The 21,398-nt window shown below is 32.6% G+C and carries 19 protein-coding genes; 3 read left to right on the top strand and 16 right to left on the bottom strand.

Going from position 1 to position 21,398, the window contains the following annotated elements:
• From WC223_11565 to WC223_11605, 9 genes are all read right to left on the bottom strand, one after another.
• The coding region (locus WC223_11565; GenBank protein ID MFA6924876.1) for a Sua5/YciO/YrdC/YwlC family protein at window positions 1–368 on the bottom strand (368 nt) is incomplete at its 3' end.
• Window positions 369–443: 75 nt separating this feature from the next.
• Complete coding sequence (locus WC223_11570; protein MFA6924877.1) at window positions 444–3,050, bottom strand: CAP domain-containing protein; 2,607 nt, start codon at window positions 3,048–3,050, stop codon at window positions 444–446.
• A gap of 142 nt (window positions 3,051–3,192) precedes the next feature.
• Complete coding sequence (locus WC223_11575; GenBank protein ID MFA6924878.1) at window positions 3,193–3,966, bottom strand: DUF6125 family protein; 774 nt, start codon at window positions 3,964–3,966, stop codon at window positions 3,193–3,195.
• A 172-nt stretch (window positions 3,967–4,138) separates the two neighbouring features.
• The gene (locus tag WC223_11580; GenBank protein MFA6924879.1) at window positions 4,139–6,175 is read right to left on the bottom strand and encodes an OmpA family protein; all 2,037 of its coding nucleotides are present in this window, start codon (window positions 6,173–6,175) and stop codon (window positions 4,139–4,141) included.
• Between the two features lie 48 nt (window positions 6,176–6,223).
• On the bottom strand, window positions 6,224–7,018 hold the full coding sequence (locus WC223_11585) for a UPF0280 family protein (protein ID MFA6924880.1): 795 nt from the start codon (window positions 7,016–7,018) through the stop codon (window positions 6,224–6,226).
• 33 nt (window positions 7,019–7,051) lie between these two features.
• Entirely contained in the window at window positions 7,052–7,462 is a 411-nt protein-coding gene (locus WC223_11590) for an NIL domain-containing protein (GenBank protein ID MFA6924881.1), read from the bottom strand.
• Window positions 7,452–8,621 (bottom strand): homocysteine biosynthesis protein, encoded by a 1,170-nt coding sequence (locus WC223_11595; GenBank protein MFA6924882.1) that lies wholly within the window; start codon window positions 8,619–8,621, stop codon window positions 7,452–7,454. Before WC223_11595 ends, WC223_11590 begins: the two co-directional genes overlap by 11 nt.
• 35 nt (window positions 8,622–8,656) lie before the next feature.
• Window positions 8,657–9,751, bottom strand: a complete 1,095-nt coding sequence (locus WC223_11600; GenBank protein ID MFA6924883.1) for a tetratricopeptide repeat protein — start codon at window positions 9,749–9,751, stop codon at window positions 8,657–8,659.
• A 210-nt stretch (window positions 9,752–9,961) separates the two neighbouring features.
• Complete coding sequence (locus WC223_11605; protein MFA6924884.1) at window positions 9,962–10,831, bottom strand: UbiA-like polyprenyltransferase; 870 nt, start codon at window positions 10,829–10,831, stop codon at window positions 9,962–9,964.
• A gap of 203 nt (window positions 10,832–11,034) precedes the next feature.
• Here WC223_11605 and WC223_11610 point away from each other — a divergent pair, with 203 nt between their 5' ends.
• Window positions 11,035–11,430: a T9SS type A sorting domain-containing protein gene (locus tag WC223_11610; protein MFA6924885.1), complete on the top strand. Its 396-nt coding sequence runs from the start codon at window positions 11,035–11,037 to the stop codon at window positions 11,428–11,430.
• 17 nt (window positions 11,431–11,447) lie between these two features.
• Here WC223_11610 and WC223_11615 read toward each other — a convergent pair whose 3' ends face one another.
• The 3 genes from WC223_11615 to WC223_11625 all read right to left on the bottom strand — a co-directional run bounded on the left by WC223_11615 (window position 11,448) and on the right by WC223_11625 (window position 15,380).
• A complete protein-coding gene (locus tag WC223_11615; GenBank protein ID MFA6924886.1) occupies window positions 11,448–12,314 on the bottom strand; it encodes an RNA polymerase sigma factor RpoD/SigA in 867 nt (288 codons plus the stop codon).
• A gap of 288 nt (window positions 12,315–12,602) precedes the next feature.
• Window positions 12,603–14,060 (bottom strand): Do family serine endopeptidase, encoded by a 1,458-nt coding sequence (locus WC223_11620; protein ID MFA6924887.1) that lies wholly within the window; start codon window positions 14,058–14,060, stop codon window positions 12,603–12,605.
• Window positions 14,061–14,438: 378 nt separating this feature from the next.
• On the bottom strand, window positions 14,439–15,380 hold the full coding sequence (locus WC223_11625; protein ID MFA6924888.1) for a cation diffusion facilitator family transporter: 942 nt from the start codon (window positions 15,378–15,380) through the stop codon (window positions 14,439–14,441).
• Between the two features lie 306 nt (window positions 15,381–15,686).
• On the opposite strand from WC223_11625, the gene WC223_11630 reads away from it, so the two are divergent.
• Together WC223_11630 and hisS are read left to right on the top strand one after the other, a co-directional pair.
• Window positions 15,687–16,649 (top strand): substrate-binding domain-containing protein, encoded by a 963-nt coding sequence (locus WC223_11630; protein MFA6924889.1) that lies wholly within the window; start codon window positions 15,687–15,689, stop codon window positions 16,647–16,649.
• Entirely contained in the window at window positions 16,646–18,007 is a 1,362-nt protein-coding gene (gene hisS, locus WC223_11635; GenBank protein MFA6924890.1) for a histidine--tRNA ligase, read from the top strand. Before WC223_11630 ends, hisS begins: the two co-directional genes overlap by 4 nt.
• Window positions 18,008–18,102: 95 nt before the next feature.
• On the opposite strand, the gene rplT is transcribed toward hisS, so the two are convergent.
• The 4 genes from rplT to thrS all read right to left on the bottom strand — a co-directional run bounded on the left by rplT (window position 18,103) and on the right by thrS (window position 21,381).
• Window positions 18,103–18,447, bottom strand: coding sequence for a 50S ribosomal protein L20 (gene rplT / locus WC223_11640; protein ID MFA6924891.1), 345 nt, complete (start codon window positions 18,445–18,447; stop codon window positions 18,103–18,105).
• 98 nt (window positions 18,448–18,545) lie between these two features.
• Complete coding sequence (rpmI, locus tag WC223_11645) at window positions 18,546–18,740, bottom strand: 50S ribosomal protein L35 (protein MFA6924892.1); 195 nt, start codon at window positions 18,738–18,740, stop codon at window positions 18,546–18,548.
• A 72-nt stretch (window positions 18,741–18,812) separates the two neighbouring features.
• The gene (infC, locus tag WC223_11650; protein MFA6924893.1) at window positions 18,813–19,391 is read right to left on the bottom strand and encodes a translation initiation factor IF-3; all 579 of its coding nucleotides are present in this window, start codon (window positions 19,389–19,391) and stop codon (window positions 18,813–18,815) included.
• Between the two features lie 43 nt (window positions 19,392–19,434).
• Window positions 19,435–21,381 (bottom strand): threonine--tRNA ligase, encoded by a 1,947-nt coding sequence (gene thrS, locus WC223_11655; GenBank protein MFA6924894.1) that lies wholly within the window; start codon window positions 21,379–21,381, stop codon window positions 19,435–19,437.
• Between the last annotated feature and the right edge of the window lie 17 nt (window positions 21,382–21,398).

The raw sequence follows: 21,398 nt of genomic DNA on the forward strand, positions 1-21,398 counted from the left end.
CGAATACCTACAGTTATTTTCTTCGATTCGAAAATTTTCGGCACCTTATTGCTTGCATTTAAAATAAAGGTAAATGGTCCGGGTAGTGCTTTTTTCAAGAGTTTATATATAGGCGTACTGAGTTGTCGGGTGTAATCGGAAATGTGGCTTAAATCGTAACATATAAAAGAGAAATTTGCTTTTTCAGGTCTCACACCTTTGATTTGTGCAATTCGTTCAACGGCTTTACGATTGAAAATATCACAACCGATACCATAAATCGTGTCGGTTGGATAAATAATAATACCGCCGTTTTGCAGACATTCTGCAATTTTCCGAACCTGCCTTGTTTCGAGATTCTCCTCATATAACTTTATAAACAGCGCCATGATGTTCAGTCATTAGTCATTGGTCATTAGTAAAAAAAAATCTAAATCGTAAATCCCAAATTCTAATTTTTATAATTATTTTTCATTATTCAAATCATTGGATTTCCTGCATTTTTCGCAATACATTCTTCGCAGAGTTTCGTTTTCGAATATTTGAGTGTTAATATTGCACGGACCGATAAACATATTGCACCATTCGGTATCGGTAAGTATTTCCTCTGAATCAATAATCATCTGTAGAATTTCACTTCTGTCATTTTTATCGGAGAGCAGATATTTTATTTTCAGGTAAAATGTAAGAGCAATCTGATTTGGTTCATCGCGGTTGAGCATTTTTTCAAGGTAATACAGTGAATAATTGTATTTCTCAAACATTATGAAATATTTTGCCAGCGACAACAAAGCTTCATCATCCTCATCATTATTTTCGTAATATTTGTAAATGTAATCAAGCGAACTTTCTATGCCTTTAATTTTGTCTGGAGTTTTGTTATAAGCATCGTTTGCTTTTGAAAAATTATAAAGAAGCAAAAGCTTTCTCATGTTATCCGGACGGGCTTTCAATATTTCTGATTTTGACAATAAGTCAGAAATAAAATCCTGTGAAAGAAATTTTGCATAATCTTCGTTGTCCCTGTTATTAAAAAGGAACGCTTTGTAATTATAATTAATTTTCGAGTCATTGGTTTTTTGGTCGTATAGTTTTTTCAGCCAGTACCAAAGTGAATCGTCGCTGATTTTATTTTCCGCAAAAAGATAATCGAACATAACTTTATTAAACTGCAAATTATAAAATCTCGCATCATCAGGAACTATAAGGTTTGCGTCAATGAGTTCTTTTTTTGAACTTTTCAGGTACCTGTCTAAAAGGAATAATTGTATGATTTCAGCTTTTTTAAGACACGGCATGCAAACATCTTTCTCTTTGCTTAGTTTTTCTTTTGAAGGAATTATTTTTTTATAATCAGCAAGTGCAAGCTCATCAATATTTCTTTCGCTTATTTTAGGTTTTACCGTTAGCTTGAGGTATGCGTAGCGTTGTTGGGCAAGAAGCGGCTCCATCTCGTCGGAATTTTCATTCACATATTTTCTTATTTCAGTAGTATCTTTATCTATCAGAAATTCATATTTTGTATTTTTTATCTGCTGCTTTAGCATATCCCAATTTTCTTTTGCAATAATTTTAAGGGAAATAACAGTGTCCTGATTTTTTTCAAGAGTAGATATAAGTTCCGATGCACGCATATTGAAAAGTCGTTCGTTTATTTCATGCGTTCCTTCAATACTTGCATACGCATCAATTTCCGCATTAATAACTTCATAATCGTATTCCTTTATTGAATCGAACAATGGAGCTAAGCTGGTTTCATCAAAATTATATTTATTTTTTTCAAATACCGCTTTGAAAGTTATGTTTGAAGTTTTTACTGTCGGCTTATACTTACCTGTTAAAGCATCATAAGTATTATACAAATAATTTATTGCTTCACCTTTTGGCGACCACAACTGACCGCAAATTTGCTGAGTTGGAATTATGTCGCAAACTTTTTTGTTTTTTATGATTAATATATTTATTTCTGTTTTTTCTTCAAGTAAATAGTTTGGTGCTTTGCACAGGGGTATTTTTGTCCATTTTTCTTTTGACTTTCCTTTTTTGTTTTGCATTTTCTTGACATCAATTTTGTCGAGGATATCTTTGCTGTAAATCGGCATAGAAACTTTTCCGTTAAAAATACATCCGCCATTTTCTCTTGAAGGAATTACCTTGTCATCCTGCAAATCGCATGAATATATATTTTTAAAATTTACAAACTCAAGGGCAAATCCATCTTTGCTGTCAACAATAAGACGGTTGATTATAGAGGGGTCGCTGAACAAAATAAAAATTGAATCTTTTTCAAGTTTGATTCTGCAATTATACCAATATAATCCGGCATATTTGCAGTTTTCGCAATCTTCGGAATTGTCGGCAGGTTTGAGTTTCCATGCATGTTTTTTATGGGACTTTGGTATATTTTTTTTCGGTTTATAAGAAACAGCATCATAAGAAACTTTACCTTCAAAAGGAAACATCGCGGGATTTTCTTTATAGCTGTATGAGTCATCAACCCCGCCAAAAACCTGCACTCCGTGAATTACTTTTTCTTTGCTGTTGTACGACAAAGCAACACCGGTGATTTTGTATCCTTTAGTTATAATATTTGCATAATGTCCGGGCGAATTAACCCAGCCGAGCATAATATCGTTAGCTGCCTGTTTATATGTAGAAACCACGTGTGTTGTGGTTATACCTTTCTTTTTTTCGTGTTTATATGTTGTTGGAGTATTGATATAAATAAGAATAGCATTTTCACCAACAAGAGCATATTTCCCTCCATAATAATTAACCCTGTTCCATGGGGCTTTTTTTTCTTTATTCCCGAATTGGAAATGACTTAGCTTATTTTTCTCATTTAGATAATTCACATGGTCGCTTGCAGCAAGGTAAAGTATGGAGTCGTTCAGCAATGTATTTAGTCGCTTCGACTGCCTTACGCTGTCAATTTCAAGTTTAACGAGGTGTTCAAGGAATTTTAAATTAACATTACTCTCGTCAAGCAAATCGTTTGGAGATTGTGCTTTGCAAAATAAAGTAAAATTAAAAAATACAAACAGTATTATCGGAAATTTTAATGTTTTCATAAATTTACCAAAAAGAAAACTACTTTATTATTCAAAAATATCAAAAAAAAACAAAAGAACAAAAACAAATTTGAACTTTGAAATGATATAATTATTAACAATTGTTATGACAATTGACGAAAAAGCTGGTTTTCAGTTTATATTAAATGTAAATAAAACGCCATTTGCAATAACATTCTTCGGGGTGTTTATCGGGAGGACAACATATACATTCGGTTTTAATATTTGTATCAATAGTTTCTGCAAAAGAAGAATATTCAATTAATCCGCCTGATTTACATGGATAGTCATCCAGACCTTTGCGTTTTCTGGCGGATTGCACTCTGCAGTCATTCATTTGAAAAACAAAACTTGTAGATGTTTCTTCAGTAATGGATTGTTTGTTGATAGTTGCATACAGGCGGAACTGCAAAGCTTTTTTCAATCCTTCCATCCCCGAATTTTCAGGAAGATTTAAAAATCGTTTTATTGAGCATGCTTCAAAAGGAGAAAATTGTGCCCAACAGGAATCGTTACATCGTTTTGCATCGTTCATTCCTTTTGAAAATTCCACTGTCTGAAACCACACCCCATCATTTGCAAGCCAATTAACAGCAACCTTTTCTTTTAATTCATCAAGCTTTTCTTTTGGCATATTTAACAATGGCGAGGGAATATCATTTTTCATTTCAAAACCTAAAATTTCGGATAACCGTTTCATTTGTATGCCATAGCTTTTTTTGTAAGTTTCTTTAAGAATCTCCTGTGCCTTATCTCTGCCAAACTTATGTTGAACTTCAGCATACCACATTGCATAGTGCATCATGGTCAGGTGAAAATAATCAATTACTAATCGTGCTGTATCCTCGTGATTAAGCTCTTCCTGCGATTTGATATTTTTATTCATGATTTTTCCTGATTTAATAATAGTTTTCAAAAATAAAATATTTTTTATGAAACTCTCTTATTTTACAAATCTTAGCGGGCAAAACTTTTATTTTTTTGCATTTATTTTTTTTAGAATTTGTGGAAATAACATGCCACAGGTTCGCAGATTATATTAATCTGTGGCAAATTTATTATGGGGTTTAGAATAATGCAGATTAAAATTATTTTGCAGTAACTTTAAATTCGGTACGGCGATTAAGTTTTCTTCCCTCTTCGGTATCGTTTGATGCCTGTGGTTGTTTTCGCCCATAACCTATGAAACTCAGGCGGTCTTTATTAATTCCTCTTTTTTCCAGATATTCGACTACAGCTTTTGCACGCTCTTCTGAAAGCCGCTGATTGTATCCATCAGAACCGACATTGTCGGCATGCCCTGATATTTCGATTTTTACTTTGGGCATTTTATTAAGAAACTCAATTATTCTTTCAAGTTCCGATATTGATTCTTTTTTCAGAATGCTCATGTCGAAATCAAAGAATATGTTGTTTAAAACAACTTTTTTTCCGACTTCAACTTTTTTCATGGTAAAGTGCTTCATAACCTCAGTATAATCGGCATCTGAAGGAATATTAAAATTTTCAGATTCAATCAGATAATTATCGGCTTTAATAGCCATTCCGTAGTTTTTTCCTGAAGGTAATGAAACTAAATATTTTCCTGTCTGGCTATTGGCTTCAAAAGAAGCAATAACTTCGTTTTTCTCGTTATCAACAACTTCTATGGTTGCAGGAATTGGTTGCTTTGTTGTTTCGTCTAAAACCTCGCCTTTTATAAGATAGAGCTTGTTTTTAAGTTCAAATGAATACTCTGATGCAAGTTTACTTGAATCGGAACCGTTTTCCTCGGATTTATTAGCAAGATTTTTTTCTTTAAAATATGTCATTTTATATAAATCCATATCACCAAATCCGTTTTCCCTGTTGGATGCAAAATAGCCATGTTGGGCACTTGCCGATAAAACAAAGAAAACATCATCGTAAGGAGAATTAATAGGATAACCAAGATTCACAGGTTCAGACCAAAGACCATTTTCATAAACTGAATAGAAAATATCATAATCACCCATTGTTTTGTGTCCTTTGGAGCTGAAATAAAGTGTTTTTCCGTCAGGGTGAATAAAAACCGATTCCTCATCATAAGCAGTGTTGATGGTTGGTCCAAGTATTACGGCTTCACCCCAAATTCCTTTATCGTTTAGTTTGCTCATGTATATGTCTCTTCCTCCGTACCCTCCAGGTTTGTCGCTTACGAAATAAAGAGTTTTGCCATCGTAAGATAATGAAGCAGAAGATTCGTGATATTTGGTGTTTATATTATCATTAAGTATATACGGCTGTCCCCATTTATCACCGGTAAGCTTGCACTCAAAAATATCGCCGTCGTTATCACTTTTATAAATTAAAAGTTTTTGTCCGTCAACAGAAAGACCGACGGTGGCATCATGAAATTCAGTATTTAAAGGTTCTCCGGGGTTTTCTGGTTTTAACCATTTGCCATTTCCATTTTTGCAAATAAAAATATCTTCGTAATAAACATTCAGCTTAGGGTCAATCTTACCACCTGTGCAATTAGCACGGCGTGAAGTGAACATCAAAGCAGATTCATCAGCATTTATCACAACTCCGTAATCGTCATATTGAGAATTGATATCTTTGCTAAGGTTGTCAATAAAAATTTTCGTTGAATGTTCTGTAAGTTCTTTTCCGTATTTGCATTCTTCAATTCTTTTTTCTGCTTCTTTTTTATTTGCAGCTAATTCAAGAGGTAATGCCTTTCGCAGATATTTATTATAAATGGTAATTGCTGAATCCCATTTCATCTTATACTGGTATGCTTGTCCTAGTAAAAAATAAATGTCGGAAATAATACCGCTGTCAAGCTTCAGAGTTTTGTTGAGGTAAAAAATCGCTTTGGTTTTTTCGTAAGAATTAAGCTCGCATTTTGCTATTTTATAATTAAGCAAAGCATTTGAAGGATTAAAATTATAAGCTTTTTCATAAAACTTAAGTGCATTTTTAAAATAACCGCCGCCTAAGTCGTAATATTTATCGCCTTCAGTAATCGTGGCTTTTATTTCTTTAAGTTCATTTTTTTTATCCGGGAAATTTTCTTTTTCAAATTCAATATTCTGTGAATAGACCTTGATACCAGACAAACTTAAAACCAAAAGAAAAGAAATAGCAAGATATTTTATCATAACTAATCTAGTTTAGAATTTTAACATACAAATATATAACTTTTTAATTTATAGTTTTACAAGGTTAATATTTTTCTTTATTCCTATTGTATCATTTATTATTACTAACACACCTTTAACATCTTTATAGCCGGCAGCAAAATCTAATGCTTTTTGAATGTCGTCTTTTGTTTTAATAATATTTCCTGTGGCAGTTGCGAGAGCATCGGCTAAGAAAGTATCTTTGGAAATTATAACTGCTGCATCGGCTTTGCCGAAACTCAATGAATGTCCTACTGTTCCTGAAGATGTGCAGATTCCTGCGGGTGTATTTTCGGGTTCAATCTGAACGGCAATTTTTTCGCTGAATGGTGAATTGCCTGCATATATTCCTATTTTGCGCGGTTTATTTGTTTTAATAAAAATATCGCCTCCGTTTTCAACAATTATTTCATCGGAGTATTTTAATAATTCAATTCCTACTAATTCACTTATTGCTCCGGCAACAGCAGCCATTGGTCCAACATCGGTTTTTTCTGCTACCTCACACATTTTTTTTATTATATAAGGCACTTCCAATATCTGAAAATTCGCTTTACCCCTATCCCTAAAGGGTGGCGAATTTTCAGATGCTTTGTATTGCGGATACGGCTTTGGTTTTATTGGTGTGAGTGAAGTTAAAAAAGCAGAATCAATTTTAATGTATTCTTCAATTTGTTTTCTGTAGAATTTTACAAGTTCAAGTGCCTTTTCATATAAGTTTACATTTGCCCCAATGCACAAATCGGTTTCGTTCACACATACATTAAAAAAAATAATTCCATCACCTTTGAAATTATCACGATAGAAACGCTTTTGAAACATTTATTATTGAAAATTAAAGTTGAAAGTCCTTAATCAGAAAGCAATACTCATAACATTCAGAGGACAGGATTTTATACAAAGTTCGCAAACCATGCATTCTTCCTTATCGAAAGTAAGCATGCAATCAACAGCACCGAGCTTTAAAGCACCAGACGGACAAACAGCAGTACATGCACCGCAATGAATACATTTATCCTCTTGCCAGATAATTGTTTTATTAAATATTTTATATTTTATTCCCTGCTTTTCAATATATTTCAATCCTTTTTCAATATTTTTTTTGTCACCTATAATATCCATTATCAATTTGCCGGTTTTGGTTAAATCTATATCGGCATGAAGTATGTTCAATTGCAAATCATAATCTTTAATCAAATAATAAGATAATGGCACTGTAACTTTATTCGGTGGAAAGTACAGACATATTTTAATTTTACTCATCATCACCTCCTCTTACATCTAAAGTATTCATTTTATTTTTCAATGGCAGACGGGCAACCGGCAGAGTTAATATGAAACTGCCCTTTGCAATTTGTTTTTTTAATAGCTGAGCTATTTCTCTTGCAACCTTTAAACTTGACAGAGGAGCAGTAGAAACTTTTCTGTTTTTTAATTCAATACTTCCGCTTCTTAGTTCCTGATATGAAACGCTTCGTATTGCAGGACGTTTCCGGCTGGGAACACTATAATCAAAAACACTTGTAAATATCTGACTATCCTTTATTGTTGTTTTTTCAAGAATATCCTCATCTAATATTGGAATAGGAATACCAACACCAATAAAAATACTAACGCCATATTTTTCATATACTGCCGCCCTGATAAAATTAGTATTCATTTGTTTTAAATCACCTATTAATGTGAGAGTACCGGCAGCTCCAAGAGGCACACCGTTTGTTCCGCGATTTTGTTCGGGATTGTGCTGCGTGCCCTCCCATGCAACATATCCTTGTGCTCCGCCTATAAAAATTCTGGTGCCAATGCCAATGGTTCTGTATTCGGGGTCGTTGAGCAAAGGGCTGAGCTGACCGCTTGTTGAATATGTTACATTTCCATAATCGGGAAGCAAAGTTCCCATATATGTATATATTGTTTTATCGCTTGAATTCGTTGCCGCTGCATAATTCTGATATGCATTCCGCGGATTAAAAAGAAATGCCTGATTTATGTTATTTTTATTAATAAATGTTGTTATTTCTTTTAAAGGGTAACAATCGGTTCCTTGAGATTTTGCGCGCAGCTTAATGTTTTTTCCTTTTATCAGGTCTTCGATAACGTGCGCTCCGCCATATTCCATTCCTTTGGTTTCGGAAAGTTCGGTTGCTCCGATATATGCATCAACGGCAGCAAGACCGGCATAAGCAGGTACATCGTTGAGCCATACTTTTGCCATTTTTATAGGAGGGTCGGAATGACCGAAATTTAAAAATGCTCCACTTGAACACATAGGACCGAATGTGGCTGTGGTAACAACATCAACTTCTTTTACCGCCTTTTTAATTCCTTTTTCGGCAACAAAATCAATAATTTCATCGGCAGTCATTATAACCGCTTTACCTTTTTTGATTTTTTCGTTTATTTCCTCAATACTCTTTTGTATCATTTTAAAAAATTAATACGAACGTGGAAAATATTTTTTTATTTTTTATTCTTTGTTTTAGTATTAGTATTTGTATTTGTCGGACTATAATTACATTGTTGTTTAAGATAATTTTCAGCAACAGTAATACCGAGAGAAAAAGCTCTTTCCCAGTCCTTGCATGCTCCATCGTTGTCGCGTATCATTTCCTTTGCAATTGCTCTGTTCAAATAAGCATTTCCGTATTCTGCATTTATTTTTATCGCTTGGTCGAAATCTGCAATAGCTCCTTTGTAATCTTCGAGTTTGTATTTTGCATTGCCTCTGTTGTTGAATGCAAATGAATATTGCGGATTTATTTTTATTGCTTCCGAATAATCATCGACAGCACCTTTGAAATCTTTCATTTCAAATTTCAGGGATCCCCTGTTGTCATAAGCAATATAATAATCGGATTTTAAATTTATTGCCGTGTTGTAATTTGTCATGGCATCATCATTCTTATTGAGTTTCCTGAAAACACCGGCAATATTATCATAAAAAAAAGATATTTTTGGATTTATTGAAATGGCTTTTTTATAATCTTCCAAAGCTCCGTTATAATCCTCGAGTTGTTTTTTTACACTCCCTCTGTCATTGTATGCATAAGCATATTCGGGATTCCAATTTATTGCGGCATTAAAATCTGACAAAGCGGCTTTTAAATCATTTTTCTCAAATTTAATAGTGCCCCTGTAATAAAATGCCTGTGGATACATGAGGTCTTTGTTTATTGCTTTTGTAAAATCATTTATTGCTCCCTGTTTGTCATTTATGTAATTTTTTGCAAGTCCCCTGTTAAAATATGCTTTAGCATAAGTGGAATCGCTTGAAATATATTTATCGAAATCTTCGATTGCTCCTTTATAATCTTTGATTTCCATTTTTACGCTTCCTCTGTTGAAAAGAGCTTTTATTAATGCCGGTTTTTGCCCTATCGCATTATCGAAATTCATGATTGCTTTTTGATATTCTTTTGCTTCAAAGTTTTTTATTCCCTCATTATACAGCTTCTCGGCTAATTGAGCGTCAACTCCGCCGGAATTAGATGTTTGCCCCGATACATTAAAAAATATTGATAAGGCAAAAATGAATGTGAAAGTTATTTTTCTCATATAAAAGAAATTATTGTTTGTGATTTTTATTATATTATAAATTGCCAAATTGTTATTTTTATATTTTACATTATTGCTTATGGTTTACATATAACAGTTTATCAATAAAACAATTTAACAATTTTATTTCAGCAAAAGTTATTTTTTTACCGGTTGAGGTATTATTAAATTAATGTTCAAAATTAATAAAATAATTTTATTTACCTTAATTCATAATTTTATTAAAATATCAACTATAACAAAAGCAGCAAAAACAATACCTGCAATGCCGTTCATTGTAAAAAAAGCAACGTTTACTTTTGACAGGTCGTCTGATTTAATTAATCTGTGCTGGTAAACAATGCATAAAATAAATATTGAAGTACCAAGCCAGTAAAATATTCCAAAATCACCATATATGCCAATAATTATTAATAATGTTGAAGATAGCAAATGCAGAAAAGCAGAAAATTTTATTGCCTTTTTAATTCCAAGTGATGCGGGAATGGAATACAAATTGTTTTTTAAATCAAAATCTTTATCCTGCAATGCGTATATTACATCAAAACCGCTAACCCAAAACAGTACTGCGAAAGATAATAAAAGAGGAACAACGCCGAAGTTTTCTGTAACTGCCAGATAAGCACCAATTGGAGAAAACGACAATCCCAAGCCCAAAACAATGTGGCATAAAGAAGTAAAACGCTTGGTGTAACTGTATCCTAAAATTATAATCAACGCTACGGGTGAGAGGTAAAAACATATTTTATTTATTAAAAAAGTTGTTGCAACAAATAACAGCGAGGTTGCAATAGAAAAAAATAAAGCAGAGCGTATTTTAATAACTTCTTTTGGCAGTTCTCTGTTTTGTGTACGCGGATTTTCTTTATCATATTTTAAATCTATTATTCTGTTGAACGACATTGCCGCACTTCTTGCAAATACCATACACAGCATTATTAACAATAAAACCATTGGCTCAAATTTCCAGTTTTGTGCCCGCAATCCCAAGAAATATCCGAGCATTGCAAACGGAAATGCAAATATTGTATGTGCAAATTTTATGAGACTTAAATAATCGGATATTTTTTTTAAATTCATGTTATATTTTAATTCTTTTTGTAAAAATAAACTAATTTTAAATTATTGAAATTATTTTTGCGTGATAATAAAAATAAAAGTCATCAGTTATTAATATGAAGTATGAGATACGATGTATAAAAATCCTACTTCATACTTCTTTCCTCATACATCATTTTATTTCAATTTTATTTTCTATTTTTACATTTATGAATTTATAAACCATGGGAATTTTATCAAAAAAAATATTAAAAATATTATTGTTACAAAGTATTTTGTTGATTGCTATTTCAACAAAATCACAAAATACAAAAATACAGGATTTAGATAGTAATAAAGGTTCTCGGCAAATTAATAATCAATTGCCGGGCGAAGAAAATAATAAAGCAATTATTGATGAAAATTTTAAAATAAATATTATTAAAACAGCTTATGGCGTTAAAGTTGAATCTAACGAAATTATAGAAAAGATTGATGTTTACGATTTGAATGGAAAATTATATAAATCTTTTACGCCAAAAAAAGAATTGGTGGATATGAAATTAAAACTTTCAACTGGCACATATATAATCAGAGTCAGAACTTCCAGTAAAGATTGTTATAAAAAAATAGAAAAATAATGATTCTTGATTTTTTATTATTGCCCAAGATATGCTTTGAGCAATTTGCTTCGTGAAGTATGTTTAAGTCGTCTTATTGCTTTTTCTTTAATCTGTCGTACTCTTTCTCTGGTAAGGTCAAATTTTGCACCGATTTCATCTAACGTTAAACCATGATTTTTGCCGATTCCATAATATAAATTAACGACATCTCTTTCTTTATCTGTTAAAGTTGCAAGTGAACGTTTAATTTCTTGTTGCAATGATTCGGTAATTAATAAGCTGTCTGTTGGTTGATTTTCCGGCGAAACATAAACATCAAGCAAGTTAGAATCTTCTTCCTGAACCAATGGAGCATCCATGGAAACATATCTGTTTGAAACTTTAAGAGTATCCACAACTTTATCTTCAGGTATTTCTAATGCTTCGGCAAGTTCCGGAATAGTTGGCGTCCTTTCAAATTTTTGTTCGAGTTTTGAAGATTCTTTTGATATTTTGTTTAATGAACCCACCTGATTTAAAGGTAATCTAACAATTCGCGATTGTTCGGCTAATGCCTGCAAAATGGATTGTCGTATCCACCATACTGCATAAGAAATAAATTTAAAACCTCTCGTTTCATCAAATCTTTTTGCTGCCTTTATTAACCCTAAGTTTCCTTCATTGATAAGGTCGGGTAAACTCAAACCCTGATTTTGATATTGTTTTGCAACAGATACTACAAATCGAAGATTTGACTTAGTAAGTCGTTCCAATGCCATTTGATCGCCTGCTTTGATTTTTTGGGCAAGCAGAACTTCTTCTTCCGTAGTAAGCAGTCCTTCTCTTCCTATTTCCTGTAAATATTTATCAAGTGATGCAGTTTCACGGTTGGTAATTGATTTTGTGATTTTGAGCTGGCGCATACCGTATTCTGTTTTTTTTAATTAAACCTGTTATTTTAAAAATCCGTGCAATTTGAAATTTTTTAAATGCTGTTGCAAATATTTTATTGTTAACTTTTCAGTAAGTTATTAACAAAATTTTATTCGATAATAAAATAAACATTAGGGCACCTCTAAAAACTCGCCTCTCTTCGTTGGATTTCAAACATACAACATCTAACTTCCAGCTTCACTAATCCAATACAATAAATAACATTAATTTAAATAAACTATAATTTAAATCTTTAAATATTCACAATCTAAGGCAAATTATAGTCCGAAACCATAATATGCTCTTGTTCCATTAGGATAAACACCTTCAATTAATATGCCACCTTTTTTATTTTCAAATGATTGTTTTAAATCTTCTTTGTTATTTATCGGCTTTTTGTCAATAAGAGTGATTATAAAACCCTCTCTTATGCCTGCATTACGAAGTTTACCTCCATCTATTTTTTTTATTTTCACTCCGCTTTCGATACCGAGCCGCTTCTTTTCTTCTTTTGTAACAGGTTCAAATGTTGCACCAAGCATTGAAATTATTTCCGAATTTTCTTTTTTTACAATTTCAGTATCACCATTTTCATTCTTCAATACTACTGATATAACCCGCTCTTCCGAATCTCTTTTTATTGTAACATTTATTCTGTCTCCGGGACGAAATTTAGAAACCTGCTCCTGCAATTCGGAAGTGTTACTAATTTTAATATCATTAATCTTAAGTATAACATCACCTTTGCGAATACCTGCCAAATCTGCAGCACTATTGTTGCTTACTCCGTCAACATATACACCGTCAGTTTCTTTCAGCCCTTTTTCATCTGCCAAACCAGAATCAATATTTTTTATGTTTATGCCAAGCAAAGCTCTTTTAACGGCACCGTATTTGAGTAAATCATCCATAACCTTTCTTACTATGCTTACTGGTATTGCAAAAGAATAACCTGTGTATGAACCTGTATTGGAAGCAATAGCCGCATTAATTCCTACTAATTCTCCTTTTGTATTCACCAAAGCTCCTCCGCTGTTGCCTGGATTTATTGCCGCATCAGTCTGTATATATGATTCGATAACAGGACCATCACCCATGACACCGATATTTCTTCCTTTAGCACTGACAATACCTGCCGTAACGGTTGATGTAAGATTAAAAGGATTGCCAACTGCCAGAACCCACTCACCGACTTTCAAACTGTCAGAATTTCCGAATCGCAGGTAACTTAAACCGACGGCATCAATTTTTAGCAATGCAAGGTCGGTTATAGGGTCGGTTCCTATTATCTGCGCTTTAAATGTTTTTTTGTTATTGAGAGTAACTTCAATCTGGTCAGCATTGTTAACGACATGATTATTTGTAACAATATAACCGTCATCAGAAATTATCACTCCAGAACCGCTACCCATTTCTGGTTTTGGTGAGGGATTTATATTTCTGTCATTAAAAAAATCGTGAAAGGGATCTCCTTCAGGAAAGGGATTATAATAATTGTGATTTTGGCTAAACTGCGTTTTAACATGCACCACAGCATGAACCGACATCTCGGCAGCTTTCGTGAAATCAGGATAATTACCGTCAGAAATAGAATAATTTGCTTTGAAGAAATGAGTTTCTTCGGGTTGAATTCCCATTTTTATCCTTTGTGTTTTTTCGATATGTTTGCCTGCACCAATTGCAAACAATCCTCCCATAAACCCAATTAGAAAGGTAAATAAAATTTTATTGAACATGGTTTTCATTTTAAATTATTTTTTATAAAATTATTAACGCAACAATAATTCCATTTCTTTTGTTGCTTCTGTTAAAAATTGTTAAACAAATTATTTTAGTTTTGCAACAACTATTATAATGTCATACATCCGGTACTTTTTTATCCTCGTTAAAGGCGACATTTTGGCAGAAAAATTTAATATAGATGTTGATTTATGTAGAGAAAAATATATTAAATCAATTTTCAGAGAACAAATATTAAAAGACACTCAATTATGTTTATAAATAGTAAAGATTATAATTGTTTAAAAAATATTATTGAGTCAATAGATAAATTCAGAAATATTGCAAGATGACTCGTAATGTTGAGGGATTCTGTAACAAGAAAATAATTTATTTTAATGCTCTTTTTCTTTCACCCTGCAATTTTCCAGACATTTCTTTTTACATGAATTATCGCATGGTTCAGTATGAATCATTACCATGGTTTTTGGAAAATTTTCTCTTATTCTTTTTGTGATTTCATCGCAAATATCGTGGGAACTCTGAACGGTCATATTTGAATCAACAATGAGATGAAATTCCACAAACCTTTCGTCACCTGCTTTTCGGGTTTTGAAATTATGAAAACTGTAAATATTCGGACGCATTGAATTAATAATTTCAATAACTTTTATTTCTTCTTCTTTAGGTAAACTCGAGTCAAGTAGGCCGCTAACAGATTGAACTGTCAGTTCGTACGCTGCTTTAATTATAAATAATGCAACAGCTATTGCAATTACAGGGTCAAGCCAGTTTATATTTATTTCAGAAAAGAAATATCCTGTTATTGCGATAATTCCTAAACCAACTCCAACTCCCAGTGAAGTATAAACATCAGTCAGTAAATGCCATGCATCAGCTTTCAGAGCAATTGAATCAGCTTCTTTACCTATTTTAAATAGTTTTCGTGATACGAAAACGTTAACAGCTGAAGAAATCAGCATAATAAATATTCCCAGATGAATTTTTTCGATTCCCGAAGGGTTCAACAGTTTGTCGATAGATTCGGAAATTATCCAGCCGGCAGCAACAAAAATCAAAAACGCTTCTATTGCACCTGAAATATTTTCATATTTACCATGTCCGAATGGATGTTTATCATCTGGTGGTTGATTTGATTTTTTAACAGCAAAAAGAGCAACCACTGAAGCCAAAAAATCGATTGCAGAATGTATGGCTTCTGAAATTACGGCAACCGAACCTATTATAAGTCCGATAACAAGCTTGAATAAAACAAGTGTAAGGTTTGAAATAACAGATAATTTTGCTACGCCAATTTTTTTCTTTTGTAAATCCATTTTAATAAATTTAAAAATAAACCCCGTGAGAATTATGTCCCACAGGGCTGTTTCCTGCTGCTCTTAATTGAGCCCGACTGCCTCGCGTGTATTCGGAGCGTCTGTTCAAAATTGTTCGATTTTAAAAAATATACCGATACAAATATAATAAAGGGCAAAACAATTGCAAAAAAATATTATTTTAGCATCGAAAATAAAAAATCAATTATCAACTAAGCAAGTGTGGAAAAAACGACAATTTAGCAATTAAACAATTTAACAATCATAATAAGCAGCAATTACAATTACATATAAAATTTAAATACTATGAGAAAAATATTAATATCAATTACAGCAATATCTGTATTTTTATTTTTGGGATGTAAATCGGGAAGTAAAAAAAAGTTAGACCTTAAAGGAAATATAACAATCGCAACAGCAGAAAATACAAGTGCATTTATAAAAAATATAACTGGAGAATTCATGAAAAATTATCCTAATATTAAAATTGATGTCATTGCTATGGATGCGGATATGTATGTGGAAAGTGCTCTTTTAAATGAGATGATAAACATTGGGGTGATTACAGTAAATTCGGCTCAAAGTGAAGCAAAAAGAAAAATTAATTCTTTTTGCTTTGCACAAGATGCAGTGGTTGGTATTGTAAATTCAGAAAATCAGGTTGTTGAAGCACTGTTAAATAAAGGAATCAGTAAAAAGGAATTTGAGAATATTTTTATAAACGGAAACAATGTTAACTGGGGTTCGTTTGGAAATTCAAAAAACAAAGATATTGTAAATACATATATTCGAGGAGATGAATGTTCCGATGCTGAAGCATGGGCTGATTTTTTGGGTAAAAAAACAGCGGATTTGAAAGGAACAAAAGTTGTTGGCGGAAATAATATGCTCTCTGCGGTTGAAAAAGATAAGAGCGGAATTGGGTATGTCGGTTTTAATCTCGCTTATGCTTCTTCAACAAAGTATGAAAAAGAAGGAATAAAAATCATTCCCATTGATAAAAACGAAAACGGAATACTTGATGATAATGAAAATTATACTTTCAGAAAAGACAGCATTTTAAAAGCAATTTTTCAGGGAAGATATCCTCATGCGTTGACAGAAGATATTCTTATAATTACTAAAAAAGAAAAAGCAGATGACATTACTTCGGAACTTATTAAATGGGTGCTTACCGATGGGCAGGCATTTATTAATGAAGCCGGATTTGCTAAAGCTTCAAATAATAAAATTCAGGAGTCGTTGAATAAATTTAAAAAATTAAAATGATAAAAAATATTTCTATTCCTAAGGGAACACGCGACTTTTCACCCGAAGAAGTTGTAAAGCGAAAATATATTTTCAATACAATTGAAAAGATTTTTCAACTTTATGGCTACATGCCAATTGAAACTCCTGCAATGGAAAATCTTTCCACACTTACCGGAAAGTACGGAGATGAGGGCGACAGATTGATTTTTAAAATTCTTAATTCTGGAAATTTTCTTAAAAATGTTGATTTATCAGAAAAAAATCAAAATAAAATCGGAGCGCAAATTTGCGAAAAAGCCCTGCGTTATGATTTAACAGTTCCTTTTGCACGTTATGTTGTGATGAGGCAAAATGAAATTACTTTTCCTTTTAAGCGGTACCAGCTCCAACCGGTGTGGCGTGCCGATAAACCACAGAAGGGACGATACAGGGAATTTTTTCAGTGCGATGTTGATGTTATTGGCAGCAACTCATTGTTAAATGAAGTTGAATTAATTCAGATTATTGATAAAATTTTTAATGAAATCGATATTAATGTTAAAATTAAAATAAACAACAGAAAAATATTAAGCGGCATTGCCGAAATTATCGGCGAACCAGAAAAGATTACCGATATTACTGTTGCGATAGATAAAATCGAAAAAATAGGATTAGATAAAGTTGTTGAAGAACTTTTAAATAAAGGAATAAGTCAAGAAGCAATAGAAAAATTAAAACCCGTAATAAATATCAAAGGCATTACAAGCGAAAGAATAAAACAACTTAAAGATATTTTAATAAATTCCGAAACCGGCATGAAAGGCATTGAAGAAGCCGAATCTATTTTTAATTATATGAGTTTAATTCCAATAAAATCCGAAATTGAACTTGATTTGAATTTAGCAAGAGGATTAAATTATTACACTGGAACAATTATTGAAGTTAAAGCAAAAGATTCGGCAATTGGCAGTATTTGCGGCGGCGGTCGCTATGATGATTTAACGGGAATTTTCGGATTGCCTGATGTCTCTGGTGTGGGAATTTCTTTCGGTGCCGACAGAATTTATGATGTTTTAACAGAATTAAATCTTTTCCCCGAAAAATCTGGTGTTACAACAAAACTTCTTTTTATAAATTTCGGTAAAGAAGAAGAAAAATATTGTTTAAAAATTATTTCCGAAATCAGAAATGCAGGAATAAGTTCAGAGCTTTACCCCGAATCCGCTAAACTAAAAAAGCAAATGAGTTATGCCGATAACAAAAAAATTCCTTTTGTTGCTCTTATCGGAAGCGAAGAAATGCAAAACAATTCAATTACTCTCAAAGACATGAAAAGCGGTGAACAAAAAAAGATGAGTATTAGTGATTTGCTTGAATTTTTAAAAGAGCAGAAATAAATTTTCGTATTTGAAATTGTTTTATAAAATAGGTGCCATCTTTCGAAAAGATGGCATCTATACATTAATTGGGAATATGTGGCTTTTTATTATTGTTATTTTACTGAATCCACTATAGCTTTAAAAGCTGCGGGTTCATTCATTGCCAAATCGGCAAGTGTTTTTCTGTTTATCGTTATGTTTGCTTTTATAAGCTTGCCTATGAATTCAGAATATGACAATCCGTACTGACGGACACCTGCATTAATTCTGGTAATCCATAGTGCTCTGAAATTTCTTTTCTTTTTCTTTCTGTCTGCATAAGCATATTGCAAACCTTTTTCGACAGTGTTTTTTGCTACTGTCCAAACATTTTTTCTTTTTCCGAAATTACCTTTTGCTAATTTCAGAACTTTTTTTCTTTTGTTGCGTGCCGCAACTGCATTTACTGACCTTGGCATATTTTTTTTGAGTTTTTTGGTAACCAGCGTTTCCTTTTAACAGAAAATCTTTTTAGCTGTGTAACCGGGTTAATACTAAAATTTAACAAACCATTTTTCTATTTTGAAAGCATTGCTTTAATATTTTTTGCATCTGCTTTATCAACCGTAGAGGTCTTGGTTAAATTACGTTTTCTCTTTTTTGTTTTCTTGGTTAATATATGGCTTTTGAAAGCATGTTTTCTTTTAACTTTTCCTGATGCTGTTAAAGAAAATCTTTTTTTTACGCTCGATTTTGATTTTGTCTTTGGCATTTATTTTTTCTTTTTATTTATTAGAAATTATATTAGTTGATTTTCAAAATAACATATATATTAAAATTAAGTTTATTTCTTTTTCGGTGAAATTATCATCATCATTCTTTTTCCTTCAAGTTTGGGTAGTTGTTCTACTTTTCCCCATTCTTCAAGAGCTGCTGCCAGCTTCAGAAGTATTATTTCGCCTTGTTCCTTGTAAAGTATGGAACGACCTTTAAAAAACACATCAGCTTTTACTTTTGCTCCTTCTTTCAGGAATTTAACTGCATGATTTAATTTGAAGTTAAAATCGTGTTCATCGGTGTTAGGTGTAAACCGCAATTCTTTTGTAATTACCTGTGCTGTTTTTGATTTCAATTCCTTCTGTTTTTTCTTTTGTTCGTAAAGAAATTTTTTATAATCTATAACTTTACAAACAGGAGGATTCGCAGTTGGAGAAATTTCCACAAGGTCCAAGCCTAACTCATTTGCTATTTCAAGAGCTCTTGTTGTCGGAACTATTCCTTGTTCTACATTGTTTCCGACTAATCTGACATGTGTAACAGTTATTCTGTTATTTATTTTATGTGCGTCTTCTTTTTTAAAACGGCTATCGCGTCTCTGATAGCGATTGTCTCCTTTGTTTTTGTTGAAAAATGTTGTTGCTATAACTTTGTCTCCTTTTTTAGTTAATACTCTGTTTAATTATTTTTTATTTTTCAGATTTCTCTAAAAGGTTTTTAATTTCTTTATTAATTATTTCGGCATATTTTTCAATAGTAAAAATTCCTAAATCACCTTCTTTATGTTTTCTGACAGAAACGTTATTATTTTCCTGTTCTTTCTCACCGACTATAAGCATATAAGGAACTTTTTCGATTTCAGCATCACGAATTTTCTTGCCTATTTTTTCATCTCTTTCATCAATTTCGCTGCGAATATCGTAATTATTCAGCAAATTTAAAACTTTTTTTGAATATTCATTAAATTTTTCGCTGATTGGAAGAATTATTGTTTGCACAGGAGCAAGCCAAAGCGGGAAGTTTCCGGCACAGTGTTCAATTAAAACTGCCACAAACCTCTCCATTGAACCGAACGGAGCGCGATGTATCATCACAGGGCGATATTTAGTATTGTCGCTTCCCGTATATTCGAGTTCAAATCTTTCCGGTAAATTATAATCAACCTGAATAGTTCCAAGCTGCCATTTTCTGCCTATTGCATCTTTCACCATGAAATCGAGCTTTGGTCCGTAAAATGCAGCTTCACCGATTTCAATTTTTGCTTTCAGACCTTTTTCTTCTGTAACTTCAATAATTGCTTTCTCTGCTTTTTCCCAGTTTTCATCGGTGCCGATATATTTTTCTTTGTCATTTTGGTCCCTCAAAGAAATCTGAACTGTGAAATCTTTGAAATCAAGAGTTTTGAAAATATAAAAAACAATGTCAATTACACCTTCAAATTCTTTTTTTACCTGCTCCGGTGTACAAAATATATGTGCATCATCCTGTGTGAAACCTCTTACTCTTGTCAATCCATGCAATTCGCCGCTTTGTTCGTAGCGATATACTGTTCCGAATTCGGAAAGACGCAACGGCAAATCTTTATATGAACGCGGTTTGCTTTTATAAATTTCGCAATGATGTGGGCAGTTCATTGGCTTAAGCATAAACTCCTCGCCTTCAACAGGTGTTTTTATTGGTTGAAAAGAAGTAGCTCCATATTTTTCATAATGACCTGAAGTTATGTAAAGTTCTTTTCCGCCAATATGAGGAGTCATAACAGGAGTATATCCCGCTTTTTTTTGAGCAATGCGCAGAAAACTTTCTAGACGTTCTCTTATTGATGTTCCATTAGGTAACCACAATGGCAAGCCTAAACCTACTTTTTGTGAAAATGTGAAAAGTTCAAGTTCTTTACCAATTTTTCTGTGGTCGCGTTTTTTTGCTTCTTCAAGTAAAACAAGGTAATCCGTCAGTTCTTTTTGCTTTGGAAAAGTAATTCCATAAACACGTGTGAGTTGTTTTTTTGTTTCATCACCACGCCAATATGCACCGGCAACATTTAATAATTTAATTGCTTTTATTTGAGAAGTGTCGGCTAAATGAGGTCCGCGGCAGAGGTCGGTGAAATTACCACTTGTGTATAATGAAATTGTTCCGTCTTCTAAATCTTTAAGTAAGTCAAGCTTGTATTCATCGCCCTTTTCAGTAAAATATTTTATTGCTTCCTGTTTTGAAATTTCTTTGCGTACAAATTTATTTTTTTGCTTTGCAATTTCAAGCATTTTATCTTCGAGCTTCTTAAAATCATCTGACGAAATAGTTTTATCGCCTAAATCAATGTCGTAATAAAATCCACTTTCTATATTTGGACCTATTCCGAATTTTACACCGGGATAAAAGAATTCAATTGCCTCTGCCATTATATGTGCTGAAGAATGCCATATAGTTGCTTTTCCTTCATCATCATTCCAAGTAAATAAAGTAACTTTCGCATCATTATTGATGGGGCGTGTTAAATCCCAGATTTCATTATTGACTTTTACTGCCAATACATTTCTTGCAAGCCCTTCGCTTATGCTTAAAGCAATGTCCATTCCTGTAATACCTTCAGGATACTCTCTAACTGTATTATTTGGTAAAGTAATATTTATCATTATCTGATTTTATTAAA

This window comes from Bacteroidales bacterium, assembly GCA_041671145.1.
Classification (GTDB): domain Bacteria; phylum Bacteroidota; class Bacteroidia; order Bacteroidales; family JAHJDW01; genus JAQUPB01.